General features: G+C 69.3%; 2 protein-coding genes. Both read left to right on the forward strand.

Annotation, left to right across the window (positions count from 1 at the left end; translation table 11 throughout):
* Positions 1 to 96 precede the first annotated feature (96 nt).
* Positions 97 to 17,127 (forward strand): amino acid adenylation domain-containing protein, encoded by a 17,031-nt coding sequence (locus ACFYTS_RS26695; protein ID WP_387307990.1) that lies wholly within the window; start codon positions 97 to 99, stop codon positions 17,125 to 17,127.
* Positions 17,124 to 17,798 carry a DUF6875 domain-containing protein gene (locus tag ACFYTS_RS26700; protein ID WP_357288607.1) on the forward strand — a complete coding sequence of 225 codons (675 nt, stop codon included), beginning with the start codon at positions 17,124 to 17,126 and terminating at the stop codon, positions 17,796 to 17,798. Before ACFYTS_RS26695 ends, ACFYTS_RS26700 begins: the two co-directional genes overlap by 4 nt.
* Positions 17,799 to 17,812 lie beyond the last annotated feature (14 nt).

Consider the following 17,812-nt stretch of genomic DNA (forward strand, 5'->3'; position numbering starts at 1 on the left):
GTATACAGCTATGACCGCTGGGCATATACTGTCGGCGGTCGGGGTTTTGCAGTAAGTAATGCGCGAATAATGCGCGGTCGAAGCTCGAGGGAAACCATGACTGCACCGCGACCGCAGCCGATACCGCTGTCCGCCGGTCAGCAGGGATTGTGGCTGGCCCAGAAACTGAGTCCCGATGTGCCGATATCCGAGGCACAATATATCGAGTTCGACGGCGACCTCGACATCGAAACGCTGCGCATGGCAGCGATTCGAGCGGGTCACGAGTTCCAATCGGGGTATCTGAGACTGGTCGAGACCGACGGTGCGCCGTATCAGGTGTACGACCCGGCACTCGGCTATGAGACAACGCTGATCGATGTCCGGGACGCACCGGATCCGATCGCGGCGGGCTTGGAGTGGATGCGCCGGGAATACACGGCGCCGTTGGACATGACCCGGGACAAGTTGGTCGCGACGGCGATCGTGCAGGTGGGAGAGCGGCGCTATCTGCTGTACAGCCGGTGTCATCACGTCGCGCTCGACGGCTACGGCGCGATGATGAACGTGAACCGGATCGCCGCGCTGTACGCGGCGGCGGTGCGGGGCGAACCGGCCGAACCCAATCAGCCCGCGGACATCCGCGCCTTGTACGAGGCCGATCGCAGCTACCGGGAGTCGAAGCGATTCGCCGACGACCAGGCCTATTGGATGACCCGGCTCGCGGGCGTCGGCGAGGAGTCCAGTCTGGCCGCCGGACGGGCGCCCGCGTGCGCGGACAGCGCCGTCTCGATCACCGACCTACCGGCGGCGACGATGGAGCGGATCGACCGTGCGGCGAATGCGGTGGGAACGAGCTCGGCCGCGCTGGTGATCGCCGCGTTCGGCTGTTACCTGGCCCGGAAGACCGGCCGTGACGAGGTCCTGGTCAACATTCCGGTATCGGGTCGAACGACCGCCGTGCTGCGGCGATCCGCAGGGGTTTTCGTCAATGTGGCGCCGCTGCCGATCGCCCTCGAGCCGGCCGACACCGTCGCGACGCTGGCGCTGCGGGTGCAGTCCGATCTGGTGGGTGTGTTGCGGCACCAGCGGTGCGGCCTCACCGACATTCGCGCCGCCCTGGGGATCCCGGGCGCCCAGCGGCGGTTCGCGGGCCCGGTCGTGAACGTCATGCTCTTCGACCACAAGCTCCACTTCGGTTCGGTGACCGGACAGTTCCATATCCTCAGCTCCGGCCCGGTCGACGATCTGCTGCTCGACGTGTATCGGACGGGGGATCCGCCGCGCACGATCCTCCAGTTCCTGGCCAATCCCAACCTCTACACCGACCGCGAACTGTCGGCGCACGGCACCGGATTCGCGGAGTTCCTCGACGAGTTCGCCGCCGCATCGGACGCCGAGCTCGGACAGGTCCACCCCCGCAGCGCCGCCGAGGGCGCCGGGATCCGCCGCCGCCGTGAGAATCTGGCGTTCTGGCGTGAGACGCTCGCCGATCTTCCCGAAGAGCTTCCATTGCCATTCGACCGTCCGCGTCCGGCGGTGATGTCGAATCAGCATGCGATCGCGGACTTTTCGTTGGGCACGGAATTGGTTCGAGGATTGCAGAATTGTGCACGGCAGCATGATTCTTCGTTCTTCACGGTGGTGCACGGTGCGTTGGCGGTGCTGCTGGCGCGAATGAGCGGCGGCACCGATATTTCGGTCGGCACACCGGTCGACGATGCGATCGGCGATACGGTGGTGTTGCGGACCGAAATCGATTCGCGGGAATCGTTCGCCGAATTGCTCGGGCGGGTGCGGCAGGTGGATTCGAGCGCTTTCGACCATGCCGATATTCCGTTCGAACAAGTGGCGGAGCAGCTGTCGCGACATCCCGCGTGCCAAGTATTGCTGGCAGTTGGCCAGGTCAGCGAAATGTCCGGCTTCGACCTGCAATTCAACCTGTCTACGCCCGACGGTGACGGCGACACGGCCGGTGCGGTCACCTTCGCCACGGACGTGTTCGATGCCACGACGATCGATTCCCTTGTCCGTCGGTGGATCCGGATTCTGGAGTCGGTGGTCGCCGATCCGACGATTCCGGTCGGGGCGATCGACGTGCTCGAATCCGCCGAACGCGCCGATCTACTGACCCGCCGCGGCGCACCCGCGGCCGCGCCGATCACCCTGCCCGAACTGCTGGCCGCCGCGGTCGCGGTGGATCCGGAGGCGACGGCGATCGTCGCCGGGGGGCGGGAAGCGAGCTACCGGGAGATCGACGAACGCTCGAATCGGTGGGCGCGGAAGCTGATCGAGCGGGGCATCGGTCCGGAGGGCATCGTCGCGATCGCCATGCCGCGTTCCACCGAATCGGTGCTGGCGGTGTGGGCGGTAGCCAAGACGGGGGCCGCCTTCCTGCCGATCGATCCGGGCCATCCGGTCGAACGCGTCGCCCACATACTGACCGACTCGAGGGCGGCGGTCGGCCTGACCATGGCAGTCGCCCGCGCCCGCTCACCCGATGACATCGACTGGCTGACAACGGAGTACCTCGACGATGGCGACGATCGGCCGATCACCGACGGTGATCGGGTGCGCCCGCTGCGGGCCGACGATACCGCGTACGTCATCTACACCTCCGGATCGACCGGGCTGCCCAAGGGCGTCGCCGTCACCCATCGCGGACTGCACACCTGCGCCGTCGAACACCGGGATGTCCTGAGCATCGAACCATCCTCCCGCACACTGCATCTGGCCTCACCGAGTTTCGATGTCTCGGTACTGGAACTGCTGTTGGCGCTGTGTGCGGGCGCGACGCTGGTCGTCGCACCCGGCGACAGCTTCGGTGGCGACGAGCTCGCCGAACTCCTGGATCGCCAACACGTCAGCCACGCGTGTATGACGCCTTCGATGCTCTCGACCATCGACCACACCCGTTGGCCGTTACCGGATCTGGGGCATCTGGTCGTCGGTGGCGAGGACTACGGCACCGAGTTGGTCGAACGGTGGAGCGGAACCCGTCTGCTGTTCAACGAATACGGGCCCACCGAGACCACGATCGCGGTCACGCTGACCGCGTTGGCGGCGGGTGAGCTCGTCACGATCGGCCGGCCGATCCGCGGCGTCTCCGCCTGGATACTCGACCAGCGATTGCAGCCGGTGCCGGTCGGTGTGGCGGGTGAGTTGTATGTCGCCGGTGGTCTCCTGGCTCGTGGATATCACCACCGGGCAGGGTTGACGGCGGAGCGGTTCGTGGCGTGTCCGTGGTTGCCGGGCGAGCGCATGTATCGGACCGGGGATGTGGTCCGCTGGTCGGCCGACGGTGCGGTCCAGCACCTGGGGCGATCGGATTTCCAGGTCAAGATCCGTGGTCTGCGTATCGAGCTCGGCGAGATCGACGCCGTGCTCGCGGGTCACCCGAGCGTCGGTTATGCCGCCACGATCGGCCATCACGCCGATTCGGGAGCTCAGCAGCTCGTCTCGTATGTCGTCGCCGCGCCCGGCCATACGATCGATACCGCTCTCGTGGCGGATCATCTCGCCGATCACCTGCCGCCCTATATGGTTCCGGCCGCGATCGTCGTGCTGGACCGGATCCCGTTGACGCCGGCGGGCAAGCTCGATCGAAAAGCGTTGCCCGAACCGGTGTTCGCCGACAACAAGCCCTACCGGGCACCGCGAACACCGATCGAGCGTCTCATCGCCGAGACCTTCGCCGATGTGCTCCACATCGACACCATCGGCGTCGACGACTCCTTCTTCGCGCTCGGCGCGGACAGTCTGGTCGCGACCCGAGTCGCGGCGCGCCTGGGTGCCGCGCTGGACGCCGAGATTCCGGTGCGGCTGCTGTTCGAGGCGGCCACGACCGCCGAACTGGCCACCCGCATCGAGCAGGAGACCGCGCCGGGTCGGCGGCCCCGCCCACCGCTGATCGCCGGTCCGCGCCCCGACCTGGTGCCGTTGGCCCCGGCGCAACAACGCATGTGGTTCTTCAACCAGTACGACACCGGCTCCGGGGCCTACAACATGCCGATCGCCCTGCGGCTACGTGGCGAACTGAACATCGACGCCCTGCGACAGGCCATGATCGACGTGCTGACCCGACACGAGTCGCTGCGCACCCGGTACCCGGACCATGACGGCGTGCTGATCCAAGTGGTCGAATCCGTCGATCACCTGGACTCGGATCCCGCGCTGACGACGGTGCCGTTCGGCGAATTGATCCCGGCGGTCACCGAATTCGTCACCGAGGGCTTCGATGTGAGCACCCGGGCGCCGGTGCGCGCCCGGCTGTTCCGGGTGGCCGACGCCGAGGAACCGGAATACCTGCTGGCCGTCGTGGTGCATCACATCGCCGCGGACGGCTTCTCGATGGCGCCGCTGGCGCGCGATGTGGCGACGGCCTTCGCCGCCCGGCTGCGCGGTGAAACACCGTCGTGGACACCGCTGCCCGTCCAGTACGCGGACTACGCACTGTGGCAACGAGACGTGCTCGGTTCGCCGGACGAACCGGAGTCGCTGAGCGCCCGGCAACTTCGCTACTGGACCGCGACCCTGGACGGAGTGATCGAGGAACTGCCGCTGCCGTTCGACCGGCCGCGGCCGGTGGTCATGTCGAATCGTGGTGCTACCGAGGGCTATTCGTTGAGCGCCGACCTGGTCCGGGGGTTGGAGGATTGCGCTCGGCAGCACGATTCCACGTTGTTCATGGTGGTGCACGGTACGTTGGCGGTGTTGCTGGCACGGATGAGCGGCGGCACCGATGTACCGGTCGGCACCCCGATCGCGGGGCGCGGCGTGGCGGCGCTCGACGATATGGTCGGCATGTTCGTCAATACCTTGGTATTGCGGACCGAGGTCGATCCGGGGCGGTCGTTCGCCGATCTGCTCGGCCGGGTCCGGCGGGTGGATCTGGATGCGTTCGACCACGCCGATATCCCGTTCGAGCAGGTGGTGGACCAGCTGGTCACCCAGCGGTCCCAGGCTCGCCATCCGTTGTTCCAGGTGCTGCTGGCATTCCAGAACCTGGAACCGGTGACGCTGGAACTCCCCGGTCTCGAACTGTCGGTGGTCGACCTGCCCGGCACCGCGTCCCGTTTCGACCTGCAATTCATCCTCTCGCCGGATCACGACAGCGGCGGCGTGACGGTGGCGGTCACCTATGCCACAGACCTGTTCGACGCCGCGACGGTCGATTCCCTCACCCACCGGTGGATCCGGGTTCTGGAGTCGGTGGTCGCCGATCCGACGATTCCGGTCGGGGCGATCGAGGTGCTCGAGCCCGCCGAGCGCGTCGATCTGCTGAGCCACAGCGGTGCGGTCGCGGCGGCGCCGATCACGCTGCCGGACCTGCTGACCACGGCGGCCGCACGGGATCCCGACGCCACGGCGATCGTGTTCGCGGGACAGCGGATGAGCTATCGGGAGTTGGATGAGCGTTCGAATCGATTGGCGCGATCGCTCATTCGCCGTGGTGTCGGCCCGGAGGACATCGTCGCGATCGGGATGCCGCGGTCCCTGGACTCGGTACTGGCCGTCTTGGCGATCGCGAAATCGGGTGCGGCGTTCCTGCCGATCGATCCGGGTCATCCCAGGAACCGCATCACGCACATGATGACCGAGTCGGGGGCGGTCCTCGGGGTGACCGTGCCGTCCGTGCGCACCCGGCTGCCCGACGGAGTCGATTGGCTGACACCGGACGACCTCGACCGCACCGACGCCGCCGATGGCCGGCCCATCACCGACCGCGAACGGACACGTCCACTGCGGGTCGACGATCTCGCCTACGTCATCTACACCTCCGGATCGACCGGACTGCCCAAAGGCGTCGAAGTCACGCATCGCGGACTGTACGACTGCGCCATCGTGCACCGGGAGGCCATGGGTATCGAATCCGATTCGCGCACACTGCATATGGCCTCACCGAGCTTCGACGTGTCGGTCCTGGAACTGCTGCTGTCGCTGGGTTCCGGCGCCACCATGGTCATCGCGCCCGGCGACGTCTACGGCGGTGACGAACTCGCCGACCTGATCGCCCGCGAACGGGTCAGCCATGTCCTCGTGACACCGTCCACGCTCGCGACCATCGACCACACCCGCTGGCCGCTACCGGATTTGACCCACCTGGCGGTCGGTGGCGAGGACTACGGCACCGACGTGGTGCGGCGCTGGGGTGTCGACCACGCCATGCTGAACAGCTACGGGCCTACCGAAACGACCATTGTCGCGACGCTGAGCACCCCGTTGACGGCTGACGAGGTGGTGACAATCGGTACTCCGATTCGTGGTGTGTCGGGGTGGATCCTGGACCAGCGGCTGCAGCCCGTTCCGGTCGGCGTGGCGGGCGAATTGTATTTCGCGGGTGCCGGTCTGGCGCGCGGATACCACGGCAGGGCGGGCGCGACGGCGGAACGTTTCATCGCATGTCCTTGGGCGCCGGGCGAGCGGATGTACCGGACCGGGGATATGGCTCGGTGGACGCCCGAGGGAACGGTCGAACATGTGGGTCGTTCCGATTTCCAGGTGAAGATCCGGGGTCTGCGCATCGAGCTGGGCGAGATCGATGCGGCGCTGGCGGCCCATGCGGCGGTGAGTTACGCGGTGACCGTCGGCAGTCACTCCGATTCGGGAGGTCAGTCGCTGGTCTCGTATATCGTTGCCGCGCCGGGGTGTTCGATCGATCCGACGGTGTTGACCGAGTATCTGGGTGACCGGTTGCCGTCCTACATGGTTCCGGCGTCGATCATGGTGCTGGATCGGGTGCCGTTGACGCCGATGGGGAAGCTGGATCGTCAGGCCTTGCCGAAGCCGGTGTTCGCCGCGGACAAGCCTTTCCGGGCGCCTCGGACGCCGACCGAGCGGGTCATCGCCCAGTGCTTCGCGGATGTCCTGGGCTCCGACGGGGTCGGCGCGGACGATTCCTTCTTCGCCCTCGGCGGCGACAGCATCATGTCGATCCAACTGGTGACGCGGGCCAGAACGGCGGGCGTGGTGTTCTCCCCACGCGATGTGTTCGAGCGCAAGACCGTCGCCGGACTCGCCCTGGTCGCCACCCAGGAGAGTGACACCGCGACAACGCTTCCGGCGGAACTGCCCGGCGCGGGCCCGCTACCGCTGACACCGATCATGCGAGAGCTGCTCGAGCGGACGGGGTCCGCGTGCGCCCGCTTCGCGCAGGCGATGCTGCTGGGTCTACCGGCGGGGATCGACCGGCGGCGGCTGACCGACACCGTGCAGACCGTCCTCGACCGGCACGGCATGCTGCGGGCACGAACCCGCCGGAGCGCCGACGGGCAGTGGGCGTGGAACGTGCTGCCGCCCGGCATGATTCGCGCTGACGACCTGATCGTGCGGGTTCCGGCGGAAGCGGGGCCGGGACGCGCCGAGTTCCGTGCGCCGGCGGCGGCCGAGCTGGAGGCCGCCGCCGACCGGCTCGATCCGGGGGCCGGGATCCTCACGCAGGTGGTCTGGTTCGACCCGGTGAGCGCCGCCGAGCCGGGCACGGTCCTCGTGGTCGTGCATCGTTCGGCGATCGATCCCGTGTCCTGGCAGGTGCTGGCGGCGGATCTGACGGCCGCGTGGTCTCCGCTCGATTCCGTCGAGCCACCCGAGCCGGCCCCGGCCGGAACGTCCATGCGCGGCTGGGCGTACGGGCTGGTCGAGGCGGCCCGGCGGCCGGAGCGCGCCGCCGAGCTCGAGTTGTGGCGAGCGATGACCTCCGGGGACGATCCCCTGATCGGGTCTCGCCCGCTCGACCCCTCGATCGACGTGGTCTCGACCACCGGCACGGTCCGGATCGACGTGGACCCCGCGGTGACCGAGGCCCTGCTGACCACCCTGCCCGCGGCCTTCCACGGCAGCGTGGACGATGGGCTGCTGACCGCGCTGGCGGTCACCGTCGCGAGGTGGCGGCTCGAGCACCGGACAGCGGCCGCCGCGGACGTGACGATTCGTCTCGAAGGGAACGGTCGCGTCGAAGGCGTTGTCCCGGAAGCGGATCCGACGCGGACGGTCGGCTGGTTCGCCACGAGCTATCCGATGCGCCTGGATCTGTCGGGCATCGATCTCGACCGAGCGTGCGCGGGCGGACCGGAGTTGGGGACAGCGGTCAAGTCCGTCAAGGAACAGCTGCTCGCCGTCCCCGACCACGGGATCGGCTACGGCCTGCTGCGGTATCTCGACGAGGACGCCGGGCCGAGCCTCACGACCGCGTCGCCGCAGATCGCGTTCACCTACCTCGGACGCCACGCCACCGGGATGGCCGAGGCGATCCCGGTGGGCGGATGGGCGCCGGTGGACGTCGGCGCTGCCGCGGGTGCGGCGGAACTCGCCGCCACCCAGCCTCCGGATATGCCGGTGTCCGCGGTGCTCGACATCAAGGTCACTGTCCTGGACGACCCGAAAGGTGCACGACTACAGGCGATCTGGACGTATCCCACGGGTGTGCTCACCGCCGACGAGGTGCGCGGGATCGCGGAGCTCTGGCGCTCGGTACTGACCGCGTCGGCGACACATGCCCGCCGCGTGGGGAGCGGCGGGCGGACGCCGTCGGATCTGACCGCCGAGCTCGGACAATCCGACATCGAGCGACTCGAGGACCGGTATCCGGCCTTGCGCGACGTCTGGCCCCTGGCCCCACTGCAGCAGGGGCTGCTGTTCCACGCGCTGGTGTCCGAGCAGTCGGTGGATGCCTACATCACGCAGCTGGTGCTCGAGCTGCACGGCCGGGTCGACGCGGGGCGGCTGCGCCGGGCCGTGCGGGTACTGCTCGACCGGCACGCGAATCTGCGCACCGCGTTCGTCACCGACCCGGAACCGGTGCAGGTGGTCGACGATGCCGCCGAAGCGCCGTGGTCGGAACCGGACCTGTCCGGGCTGGACGACGAGGCACGCGATCGCGAGTGGACGGGGCTGCTGGCCGCGGACCGCTCCACCCGGTTCGACCCGGCTCGTCCCCCGCTGCTCCGCTGGATGCTGGCCACCATCGGGCCCGAGCGGTACCGGCTGGTGCTGACCAACCATCACCTGCTGCTCGACGGCTGGTCGACGCCGCTGCTCCTGAAGGAGCTGCTGGTGCTCTACGCCACCGACTGCGACACCACCGTGCTGCCGGAGTTGCGTCCCTACCGGGACTTCCTCACCTGGGTCGCGCGGCAGGACCGGGCCGCGGCGCTCGACGCCTGGGCCCGGGCGTTCGACGGCTCCGACGAGCCGACCCTGGTGGCCGCACCTGATCCCAGCCGCCGCTACACCGAATCACGGCAGTTGTTCGGCGAACTCACCGAGGAGCAAACCGCGGCACTGATCGGCCGCGCGCGGTCCCGCGGCATCACCCTCAACACCATGATCGAGGTGGCGTGGGCGATCGTGCTGGGCGCGTTGACATCCCGGAAGGACGTGACGTTCGGCGCCGTGGTCTCCGGCCGGCCACCGCAGGTCGCGGGTGTCGAATCGATGATCGGGCTGCTGATCAACACGGTGCCGGTGCGCGTTCGTCTCGACGCCGCCGAGACCATCGGGCAATTGCTCGACCGCGTCCAGGCCGAGCAGGCCGCGCTGCTCGATCACCAATTCGTCGGGCTGGCCGAGATCGAGCGAGTGGCCGGGCCGGGGGCGGTATTCGACACGATGACGGTGTTCGAGTCCTTTCCGGTCGACCGCTACGGGCTGACCGCGGACACCGACATCGCCGGTATGCGGCTGGTCGACGTGACCGGTTCCGACGCGGCCCACTATCCGATGGGCGTGGTCGGGCGGGTCGACTCGCGACTGCACCTCGAGATCAAGTACCTGCCCGAACTACTCGACCAGGACACGATCGCGGCGACCCTGCGCCGGATCCTGGACGTCCTGGGCGACATGGCCGCCGACCCGGAGGCGCCGCTCGCCCGGCTGAATCTGCTCTCGCCGCAGGAATACCGCGAGCTGGCGCCGGTCTCGGGTGATCCCCCGGTACCGGAGCGGGTGTTGCCGGAGCTGCTCGCGGCCACCCAGGCCCGGGATCCGGCAGCGGTGGCGGTGGTGTGCGGGGACCGGCAGTGGACCTACGGCGAGCTGGATGCCGAGTCGAATCGGTTGGCGCGCATGCTGATCGATCGAGGGGCCAGGCCCGAGACGAATGTCGCGATCGGACTGCCGCGCAGCTACGAGTCGGTGCTCGCGGTGTGGGCGGTGGCGAAGTCGGGGGCGGCATTCGTCCCGGTGGATCCGCGCAATCCCGGGGACCGGGTCGAGCACATGCTCGCCGACTCGGGTGTGTCGATCGGAATCACCGTGTCGGAGTGGAAGGATCGGCTGCCCGGATCGGTGCGCTGGCTGGTCCTCGACGACCCGGCGGCCGCGGCGGAAGCGGCGCGGTCGCCCGCGCTGCCGGTGACCGACGCCGACCGCGTTCGGCCGATTCGGCTCGACCATCCCGTGTACGTGATCTACACGTCCGGCTCGACGGGAGTGCCGAAGGGCGTGGTGGTCTCGCACCGGGGGTTGGCGAACCTGGTGGCCGAGCAGTGCTCACGGTTCGACATCGGGCCGGGCGCGCGGGTGCTGCACGCGGCGTCGCCCATTTTCGACGCGGCGATCCTGGAGCTCCTCTGGGCCTTCGCGTCGGGCGGGCGCCTGGTGATCGCGCCGCCGGCGGTCCTCGGCGGAATCGAATTGGCGCAACTCATTTCGCAGCAGGCAGTGACCCATGCCGCGCTGACTCCCACGGCCCTCGGCACGATCGATCCGGCCGGGCTGCGGGACCTCGGGACGGTCGTGATCGGTGGCGAAGCGCCCCCGCCACGACTGGTGTCACGGTGGGCACCGGGCCGGAAACTGTTCAACACCTACGGTCCGGCGGAGGCCACGATCCAGACCGACGCGGGCGCGCCGATGGTGCCGGGCGAGACCGCGACGATCGGCGGACCGATCCGCGGCGTCGGTGAGATCGTGCTCGACGCGTGGTTGCGTCCGGTGCCGATCGGAGTCGTCGGCGAGTTGTACCTCACCGGGCCCGGATTGGCGCGCGGATACCGGAACCGGATGGGCCTGACCGCGTCCCGGTTCGTCGCCGATCCGTTCGCCGGCGGCGGGCAACGCATGTACCGGACCGGGGACCTGGTGCGGTGGCTGCGGCTACCGGAAGGAGGTCTGACCCTCGACTATGTCGGGCGGACGGACTTCCAGGTCAAGATTCGCGGCTTCCGCATCGAGCTCGGCGAGGTCGAATCGGGTCTGCTGGGCTGCCCCGGCGTGGCCCGCGCGGTGGCGGCCGTGCACCACGGCTCCACCGGCGATCGGCTGATCGGATACGTCGTGCCCGAACCCGGCGCCGAACTGGACCCGGTCGCGGTCCTCGCGGCCGCCGGGCAACGACTGGCCCCGCACCTGGTGCCCGCCACCGTGATGGTGCTGGACGCGCTGCCGACGACCGAGACCGGCAAGATCGACCGCCGCGCACTGCCCGAACCGGACTTCAGCACGGGCCGAGCCGAATTCCGCCCGCCGGTCACCGAAACCGAGACGACGCTCGCGGCGCTGTTCGCCGAGGTCCTGGGGATCGACCCGATCGGGCTCGACGATTCGTTCTTCGCGCTCGGCGGCGACAGCATCATGTCGATCCAATTGGTCACGCGCGCCAAGGCGGCGGGTCTGGCGCTGTCCGTGCGTGATGTGTTCGAGCGCAAGACGGTCGCCGGACTGGCCCGGAGCGCCGTCCGCGACAACGCGGCCGCGCTTCCGGCGGAACTGCCCGGCGGGGGCGTGGGGCCGATGCCGTTGACGCCGATCATGTGCTGGATGGTGGAGCGCGGCGGATTCGACAGCTTCTGCCAGTGGGTGATGCTCACGCTGCCGACCGGCGTCGAGGCGACCGTGATCGAGGCGACCGTGCAGGCCGTGCTCGATCATCACGACATGCTGCGGGCCCGGCTGGTGCCCGATCCCGCGCACCCGTCGGGCTGGGCGATGCGGGTGCGACCGACCGAGGTGTCCGCCGCCGAGCTGATCCGGCGCGTGCCGGTGGACGCGGCGCCGGACAGCAGCGCCTTCACCACGATCGCCGGTGTGGAGTCGCGGGCGGCCGCCGAGCGCCTCGACCCCGCCGAAGGTGTTGTGCTGCAGGTGGTCTGGTTCGACCGCGCCGCAGGGCCCGGCCGGCTGCTGATCGTCGCGCACCACCTGGTGGTGGACGGGGTGTCGTGGCGGATCCTGGTGCCCGACTTCGCACTTGCCGCGGCCCAGGTGACCGCCGGGCAGCCGCCGCAGCTCGCGCCCGTCGGTACGTCGATGCGCCGCTGGGCACACGCCCTCGACACCGCCGCCGCGAATCACGACGAACTCGACCGGTGGCGTTCCACGCTGTCCGCCGCCGATCCGCCGATCGGGACGCGCGGGCTCGACCCCGCCGTGGACAAGCAGGCCACCGTGGCCACCGTCCGGGTGACACTGCCCGCCACGGTGACCCGTGGCGTACTCACCACCGTGCCCCAGGCGTTCAACGGCAAGGTGGACGATGCCCTGATCGCCGCGCTCGCACTGGCGCTGACCCGGTGGCGGCACCGCCGCGGCGACACCCTGACCGAGGCGTTGCTGACCCTCGAGAGCCACGGGCGCGACGACACGGTCCTCCCCGGCGCCGACCTCACCCGCACGGTCGGATGGTTCACCACCACGTACCCGGTGCGAATCGACCTGTCCGACATCGACATCGACGACGCGTTCGCCGGCGGCGCCGCCGCGGGGGCGGTCATCAAATCGGTCAAGGAACAACTCCGGCGGGTCCCCGGCAACGGGACCGGCTACGGGCTGCTGCGCTACCTCGACGCCGATACCGCCCGCATCTTGGGCGCGCTGCCCGACCCCCAGGTGAGTTTCAACTATCTCGGGCGGTTCGACACGATCCCCGAGGCGGCGCTCGACTTCGGGTGGCTGCCCGCCGGCGCCGATGCCGCCGGCGGCGCCCAGCCCCCCGACGCGTCGGCGGCGGCCGTGCTGGGCGTCAACGCGGCCACCACGGACACACCGGACGGACCAGCCCTGAGCGCGGCCTGGGACTACCCGGCCGGGCTGATCACCGCCGCCGAGGTCACCGAGCTCACGGAACTGTGGAGCGACGCGGTGATCGCCCTCGCGGCCCACGCGGCCCGGCCCGGCGCGGGCGGGCTGACGCCCTCCGACCTCGACCTCGTCGACCTCGATCAGGCCGCGATCGACCGGATCGAAGCCGAATATCCTGAGCTGGAAGACATGTGGTCGCTCACGCCGCTGCAGGCGGGACTGTTGTTCCACGCCCAGCTCGCCGACGGCGCCCACGACGACTACATCGTGCAACTCCGGATGGAACTCGGCGGGCAGGTCGACGCGGACCGGTTGCGCCGCGCCCTGCAGACCCTCATCGGACGGCACCCGAACCTGCGGACCTCGTTCGCGCGCGACAGCGCGGGCGAACCGGTCCAGCTGGTACACCGCCGCGTCGAGGTGCCGTTCCAGCGGATCGACCTCACCGACCGCGCCGACACCGCGGCAGCGCTCGAGCAGCTCATGGCCGCCGACCGGCACTTCGACATGACCGCCGCGCCGCTGCTGCGACTGACCCTGGTCGACACCTCCCCGCAGCGGTACACGCTGCTGCTGAGCATGCACCACATCCTGATCGACGGCTGGTCCACCCCACTGCTGATCCGGGAACTGCTGATCCTCTACGCCGCCGACAGCGACCCCGGCGCACTGCCCCCGCCCCGCCCCTACCGCGACTACCTGGCATGGCTGGAAACCCGGGATCAGGAGGCGGCGGAAGCGGCGTGGACCCGGGCGCTCGAGGGCGTCGACGAACCGACGCTGCTGGCCCGGCCGGACAGCAGCCGAGGAACCGCCGCCGCGCGCCAAGTCCGGGTGCACCTGAGCGAAGACCGCACCGCGGCCCTGGTCGCCGTGGCCCACCGGCAGGAGACCACCCTCAACACCGTCGTGCGAGCGGCCTGGGCGATCGTGCTCGCGAGCGCGACCGCGCGCGAGGACGTCGTCTTCGGCGCCACCGTCTCCGGACGGCCCCCACAGCTCCCCGGCATCGAATCGATGATCGGCCTGTTCGTCAACACCGTGCCGGTCCGGGTCCGGCTCGACTACGGCGAAACCCTCGCTCAGCTGCTCCGGCGCATGCAAACCGAACAAGCCGCGCTGCTCGACCACGACCACCTCGGCCTCGCCCGCATCCAGCAGGCGGCCGGGACCGCCGCGATGTTCGACACCGTGACCGTCTTCGAGTCCTACCCGGTCGACACGGCCGGCTTGTCCGAAGACACCGACATCGCCGGGATGCACGTCCTCGACGTGCACGGACGAGACGCCGCGCACTACCCCCTCGGTCTGATCGTCCATCTCGGCGCCCGGCTGCAGCTGACCTTCGAATACCTGCCCGATTCGTTCACCCCGCAGCAGATCGACGCCCTCGCCGACCGGCTGCGGCGGGTGCTCGACGCCATCACCGACGACATCGAGCTCCCCCTGCTGCGGGTCCAGCTGTTGTCACCGGACGAGCTGGCCACCTTGGCGCCCGTCCGCGGCAGGCCCAGCGCGCCGCCCTCGACGCTGCCGCAGCTGCTGGCCGCCGCGGCGAGCTCCCGCTCCGAAGCGGTGGTCTGTGACGGCGAAGGGTTGTCCTACCGCGAACTCGACGAGACCTCGAACCGGTGGGCGCGTGTACTGATCGACGCCGGAGCCGGACCGGAATCGATTGTGGCCGTGGCATTCCCACGCTCCCTCGACGCGATGACCGCCATCTGGGCGGTCGCCAAGACCGGCGCGGCGTTCGTTCAGATCGACCCCGACCAGCCGCTCGACCGGATCAGCGGCATTCTCGCCGACGCCGACCCCGTCGTCGGGCTGACAGCCGAGTCCTATCGGAACCTGCTGCCGGACACCACAACCTGGCTCAGCTTCGACAGTCCCGGATTCGCCACCAAGGCGGCCTTCGCGCGCGCCACCGCGATCGACGATGACGAGCGCACGACCACGCTCCGGCCGGAGCATCCCGCCTACCTGATCTACACCTCGGGCTCCACCGGGATCCCCAAGGGGGTCGTGGTCACCCATACCGGGATCGCGAATCTGGCCGCCGCAGCGCGGGAACGGTTCGGCCTCGACTCCTCGTCCCGGATGCTGGCCGCGGCCTCGCCGACCTTCGACGTGTCGATCCTCGAATGGGTCTGCGCCGCTGCCGCCGGAGCCACCCTGGTGGTCGCCCCGGATCGAGTGGTCGCCGGCGCCGAGCTGGCCGAGCGGATCACCGCCACCCAGGCCACCCACGCGGCGTTCACCCCGACGGTGCTCGAATCCCTGCCCGCCGGTGAACTCGACTCCCTGCGCACCCTGATCCTCGGCGGCGAGACCTGCCAACCGGATCTGGTGAACCGTTGGGTGCCGGGCCGCACGCTGATCAATACGTACGGGGCCACCGAGACCACCATCATGAGTTGCTGCGACATCGCCGTGACCACGATGACGGAGAGCGCGCCACTGATCGGCGGCCCGGCCCGCGGGTTCTCCGCCATGGTCCTGGACCGCGGACTGCGCCCGGTGCCGCCCGGAGTGGCGGGCGAACTGTATCTGTCCGGACCCGGCATCGCCCGCGGCTACCATGGGCAACCCGCCCTCACGGCCGCGCGATTCCTCCCCGACCTGTGGGGGCCGCCCGGGACGCGCATGTATCGGACCGGCGATCTGGTCGTCTGGAACGGCGACCGGAGACTGCGGTACCTGGGGCGCAGCGATCTGCAGATCAAGCTCAATGGCCATCGCATCGAACCGGGCGACATCGAAACCGCCTTGCGCGGTCACCCCGACGTCTCCCGCGCAGCGGTCGCAGTCCACCCCAGGCCGGGCGGCGGCGACCTGCTCACCGGCTACGTGGTGCCCACCCGGCACGCCACGCCGGATCCCACGGTGCTGACCAGGCACCTCGCTACCCGATTGCCCATCCACATGATCCCGGCCACCATCGTCACGCTCGACCGGCTACCGGTCACGGCCACCGGCAAACTCGATTACAACGCCCTGCCGGTACCCGACCTGAGCCGTCGAGCCCGGTACCGAGCGCCCGCCACCCCGCTCGAGATCGCCGTCTGCGCGGCCTTCGCCGAAACCCTCAACATCGAACGCGTCGGGGTCGACGACGGCTTCTTCGCGCTCGGCGGCAACTCGCTGGCCGCGACCCGACTGATGGCGCGGCTCGCGGAGTCCACCGGTATCACCGTGCCGCTGCAGTGGCTGTTCACCGATCCGACGCCGCAAGCGCTTGCCCGCCGCATGGAGAACCGCCGCGACGGCCTCGAGGAGCCGGAGTCCGGCGAAGCGGATCTCGCCGCGGCTGCCGCCGTCGTGCTGCCCCTGCGGGCGGACGGAACCGAACCGCCACTGTTCTGTGTCCACCCGGCGGTCGGATTGGCTTGGGGTTTCAGCGGATTGGTGCAATACCTCGATCCCGACTGTCCCGTCCTGGGGCTGCAGTCCCCGGCGTTGTCCGACCCCACCGCGCGGTTCGACACCCTCGACGAGCTGGCTGCCCGCTACGTGCGCGAGATCCGGGCCGTCCAACCGCACGGTCCCTATCATCTGCTCGGCTATTCGCTCGGCGGCACCATCGCGCACGCGATCGCCGTCCGGCTCCGCCGCGACGGCGACGCCGTCGCCACCCTGGCCATGATGGACACCCGCGTCGTCTCCGCCGACAGCGTGCGGGCTCCGACACCGTCGGTGGCGACGATGCTCACCGAATTCGGCGGTATCGCGGTGCCGGACGGCTCCACCGAGCTGACCGTCGACGCCGCGACCGAATTGCTGCACCAACAGGGCGGACTCTTCACCGCGGTGACCGCCGAGCATGTCGTGCGCCTGCAACGCGACTACACCCGGCTGATCGACCTCACCTGGGAGCATCGGCCGGGATCGTTCGACGGCGATCTGATCTACTTCAGCGCCGCCGACGACCCCGTCGACGGGTCCTCGCCCGCGCGCGCCTGGAACACCCACGTCACCGGGCGCATCACCGAGCACCGGATCCCCGTCCGGCACGAACGGATGACCGAACGAGATGCGCTCCGCGCCATCGGTTCCGTGCTCACCGAGCACTTCCGGTCCACCCGCACTGTCCCCACAGAGTCACGAACCCAAGCAAGGACGAGCCGATCATGAACACCGACCGATTCGTCGGAACACGTTCCGGCGTCGAGCCAGTCAACCTGTTCGACCCCGATATCGCGGCGGGTAACGGCGTGTACCCGCGTGCGGGCGAACTGCGCCGGTGGATGGTCGACTACCTGTGCCACTCCCACCCCGACCTCGGCCGTCCCGGCGCGGTCTGTCCCTACACCAGCCACGCCATCACGATCAATTCCCTGTGGGCCGCGTTCATCACCGGTCGCGAGATCGAACGCGAGCGCATCAGCGAGATCATCGCCGACCTGTACGACCTCTTCCCCACCCTGCCGCCCCTGAAGGAACCCGATTCCCGGCTCAAGGCGGTCCTCGCGGTGTTCCCCGACCTCACCGAGTACACCGACATCGAATCCGTTCAGCACGACCAGAAGACGAAATTCGTGCAACAGGGTCTGATGCTCGGGCAGTTCTATCCGGGCTGCACCGTTCCAGGGCTGCACAATCCATCGTTCCCCGCCCTCGACGCGCCGCTGCCCATGCTCGCCATCCGCTACATGGCGCCCACCGATTTCCCGTTCCTCAACTCGCGCCACGATTGGATGGACTTCTACCTGCAGATCTTCGCCCCCGCCATCCCCAAGTTCATCGCCAGCGCCATGTCCGACAAGCTCGTCCAGACACCCGACGATCGGACGAGTGCGAACTGATCGCTCCGAACACC

It is taken from the genome of Nocardia sp. NPDC004151, assembly GCF_042874235.1.
Taxonomy (GTDB): Bacteria; Actinomycetota; Actinomycetes; order Mycobacteriales; family Mycobacteriaceae; genus Nocardia.

What these genes read in the sequence shown, in the direction of transcription:
- ACFYTS_RS26695 (WP_387307990.1), top strand. Translation starts at nt 97, where the DNA reads ATGACTGCACCGCGACCGCAGCCGATACCGCTGTCCGCCGGTCAGCAG.
- ACFYTS_RS26700 (WP_357288607.1), top strand. Translation starts at nt 17,124, where the DNA reads ATGAACACCGACCGATTCGTCGGAACACGTTCCGGCGTCGAGCCAGTC.